The following is a 2,331-nucleotide window of genomic DNA, read 5'->3' on the forward strand; positions in this document are numbered from 1 at the left end:
CACCACGCCGCTGCACATGCGGTTCCCGAAGCTTCGCGGCTTCAAGAACCCGTTCCGCACCGAGTACCAGGTCGTGAACCTCGACAAGCTCAGCTCGCTGTTCCCCGAGGGTGGCGACGTGAGCATCGAGGACCTCGTGTCCAAGGGTGCTGTCCGCAGCGGACAGCTCGTGAAGGTTCTCGGCAGCGGTGAGATCACGGCGGCCGTGAACGTCACGGCCAACGCGTTCTCCGCGAGCGCCAAGCAGAAGATCGAGGCGGCGGGCGGCTCGGCGACGACCGCCTGACCCACTGCATTGACCGGATGCCGTAGGGCCGGGTCCCGGGACACCTCGGGAACCTGCTCTACGGCATCCGGCGTTTAGCCCCCGATACGCGCCCAGCCCTGTGCGGCGGGTATCTTGTGACGGATTGTTGACGACGCGGCCACCACACCAGGCTGCACCTCTGGAGGACCTGTGCTCACCGCTTTCGGCCGCGCGTTCAAGACGCCGGACCTGCGCAGGAAGATTCTGTTCACCCTGTCGATCATCGCGCTGTACCGCCTCGGTGCGCACGTTCCGACCCCGGGTGTCAGCTATCCGCTCGTGCAGCAGTGCATCAGCGGTGCGGACAACAGCAACGGGCTGCTCGGCCTGGTCAACCTGTTCAGCGGCGGCGCGCTGCTGCAGTTGTCGATCTTCGCGCTCGGGATCATGCCGTACATCACGGCCAGCATCATCGTGCAGCTCTTGACGGTGGTGATCCCGCGGTTCGAGGCCCTGAAGAAGGAGGGCCAGGCGGGCCAGACGAAGATGACGCAGTACACGCGGTACCTGACCATCGCGTTGGCCGTGCTCCAGTCCTCGACGCTCATCACCTTCGCGCAGAACCCGGCATCGCTGTTCAACAACCCGGCGTGCACGAACATCCTCAGCAACGACTCGGTCGTGACCATCCTCATCATGGTGCTGACCATGACGGCCGGTACCGGCGTCGTCATGTGGATGGGTGAGCTGATCACCGACAAGGGCATCGGCAACGGCATGTCCCTGCTGATCTTCACGTCCATCGCCGCCGGCTTCCCGGCCTCGCTGTGGGCCATCCAGCAGCGCTCCGGCTGGGACGTCTTCATCGGCATCATCCTCATGGGCTTCGTCGTCATCTCACTCGTCGTGTTCGTCGAGCAGAGTCAGCGCCGCATCCCCGTGCAGTACGCCAAGCGGATGGTGGGGCGGCGCGTCTACGGCGGTACCTCGACCTACATCCCGCTCAAGGTGAACATGGCCGGTGTCATCCCCGTCATCTTCGCCAGCTCGCTGATGTCCCTGCCCATGCTGCTCGCGCAGTTCAACCAGCGCGCCGACGGCAACAACCCCGGCTGGGTCGACTGGATCAACGCCAACCTCGTGTCCGGCGACAAGCCCATGTACATGGCGCTCTACATCGGCCTCATCCTCTTCTTCACGTTCTTCTACGTGTCGATCACGTTCAACCCGACCGAAGTCGCCGACAACATGAAGAAGTACGGCGGCTTCATCCCAGGTATTCGCGCCGGGCGACCCACGGCCGAGTACCTCAGTTACGTCCTTACCCGGATCACGGTGCCGGGCGCGATCTACCTCGCGCTCATCTCGCTCATCCCGCTGATCGCGCTCGTCCTCGTCGATGCCAACCAGAACTTCCCCTTCGGTGGTACCTCCATCCTCATCATCGTGGGTGTCGGTCTGGAGACGGTGAAGCAGATCGAGGCCCAGCTCCAGCAGCGCCACTATGAAGGGTTCCTCCGCTGATGCGTCTTCTCATCCTCGGCCCTCCCGGTGCCGGCAAGGGCACCCAGGCGGCCCGGATCGCCGAGCACTTCGGCATTCCGGCGATCTCCACCGGTGACATCTTCCGGGCCAACATCAAGAACGAGACCGAGCTCGGGCTCCAGGTCAAGTCGATCCTGGCGTCGGGGGGCTTCGTCAGTGACGAGGTGACCAACGCGATCGTCGCCGACCGCCTGGCGCAGGACGACTGCCAGGCAGGCTTCCTTCTCGACGGTTACCCGCGCACGCTGCCGCAGGTGGCCGCGCTCGATGAGCTGCTGGCGTCCAAGGGCCAGACGCTCGAGCACGTGCTCGAGCTGACCGTCGACGAGGATGCCGTGGTGCAGCGGCTTCTGAAGCGCGCCGCGGTCGAGGGCCGGGCCGACGACACCGAGGACGTCATCCGCGAGCGGATGGCGATCTACCACCGCGAGACCAAGCCGCTGTCTGACACCTTCCGTGAGCGCGGCGTCCTCGTCGAGGTCGACGGCATGGGCGAGGTCGACGAGGTCACGGAGCGGGTGCTGGCCACCCTGGCCTGA

General features: G+C 65.1%; 3 protein-coding genes. All 3 read left to right on the top strand.

What is annotated here, in order from left to right:
- A partial coding sequence (locus tag PLL68_RS14015; RefSeq protein WP_324535119.1) for a large ribosomal subunit protein uL15 occupies nucleotides 1-286 on the top strand: 286 nt, incomplete at its 5' end.
- Nucleotides 287-457: 171 nt separating this feature from the next.
- Nucleotides 458-1,771: a preprotein translocase subunit SecY gene (secY, locus tag PLL68_RS14020; RefSeq protein WP_324535121.1), complete on the top strand. Its 1,314-nt coding sequence runs from the start codon at nucleotides 458-460 to the stop codon at nucleotides 1,769-1,771.
- On the top strand, nucleotides 1,771-2,331 hold the full coding sequence (locus tag PLL68_RS14025; RefSeq protein ID WP_324535123.1) for an adenylate kinase: 561 nt from the start codon (nucleotides 1,771-1,773) through the stop codon (nucleotides 2,329-2,331). Before secY ends, PLL68_RS14025 begins: the two co-directional genes overlap by 1 nt.

It is taken from the genome of Ornithinibacter sp. (genome assembly GCF_035443565.1).
GTDB lineage: Bacteria > Actinomycetota > Actinomycetes > Actinomycetales > Dermatophilaceae > Fodinibacter.

What these genes read in the sequence shown, in the direction of transcription:
- PLL68_RS14025 (WP_324535123.1), top strand. Translation starts at nt 1,771, where the DNA reads ATGCGTCTTCTCATCCTCGGCCCTCCCGGTGCCGGCAAGGGCACCCAG.